Here is a 1,210-nt window from a genome sequence, read left to right as displayed (position 1 = left end):
CACTTGTAGATGGTACGACATACTACGCAAGCTTAACTTTAGGCACTTGCGAAAGTGCCACACGTTTAGCAATAACGGTAACCGTAGGCAATGCTGCTACACCGACCACGACTGATGCTACACAAGACTTCTGCCTTGCGGATGCTCCGACTGTGGCTTATCTTCAGGTTAATGAGACAGGTGTAATTTTCTACACTGCTGCGACCGGTGGAACAGTAGTTTCGAGCACAACAGCTTTAGTAGATGGTACGACATACTATGCAAGCTTAACTGTCGGCACTTGCGAAAGTGCAACCCGCCTTGCTATAACCGTAACAGTAGGTAATGCTGCTACGCCGACCACGACTGACGCTACACAAGACTTCTGCCTTGCGAATGCGCCAACAGTAGCAGACCTACAGGTTAATGAAACGGGAGTGACTTTCTACACGGCTGAAACAGGAGGAACAGCTGTTCCTGCTATAACTGCTTTAGTTGATGGCACGACTTATTATGCTTCACTAACTGTAGGCTCTTGCGAAAGTGCAACCCGCCTTGCCATAACCGTAACGGTTGGTAATGCTGCTACTCCGACCACGACAGATGCGACACAGGACTTCTGTCTTGCTGACGCTCCAACAGTAGCAGACCTTCAGGTTAATGAAACAGGAGTTACATTCTACACCGCTGCAACAGGAGGAACTGCAATTTCTCCGACTACGGCACTTGTGAATGGCACGACTTACTATGCTTCACTAACTGTCGGTACCTGCGAAAGCGCAATCCGACTTGCTATAACTGTAACGGTTGGCAATGCTGCCACACCGACAACGACTGATACGACACAGGATTTCTGTCTTGCTGACGCTCCGACTGTGGCGAATATTCAGGTTAATGAGGCTGGCGTTACTTTCTACACGGCTGCGGCTGGTGGAACTGCAATAGCTCCAACAACAGCTTTAGTAGATGGCGAAACATACTACGCGAGTTTAACTGTCGGAACCTGCGAGAGCGCAACCCGTCTTGCTATAACCGTAACCGTTGGCAACGCTGCTACTCCGACCACGGCTGATGCTACACAGGACTTCTGTCTTGCTGACGCTCCAACTGTGGCAGACCTTCAGGTTAATGAAACAGGTGTTATCTTCTATACGGCTGCAACTAGTGGAACTGCTGTTCTTGCTACAACTGCTTTAGTTGATGGCACGACTTATTATGCAAGCTTAACGGT

The 1,210-nt window shown here is 49.1% G+C and carries 1 protein-coding gene; it reads left to right on the top strand.

Annotation, left to right across the window (positions count from 1 at the left end; all coding sequences use genetic code 11):
* The coding region (locus G509_RS23885) for an Ig-like domain-containing protein (protein WP_483299125.1) at positions 1–1,210 on the top strand (1,210 nt) is incomplete at both ends.

The organism is Flavobacterium subsaxonicum WB 4.1-42 = DSM 21790 (assembly GCF_000422725.1).
Classification (GTDB): domain Bacteria; phylum Bacteroidota; class Bacteroidia; order Flavobacteriales; family Flavobacteriaceae; genus Flavobacterium; species Flavobacterium subsaxonicum.
Note: the sequence above shows the minus strand (reverse complement) of the source record. Positions and strands in the feature narration are given on the sequence as shown.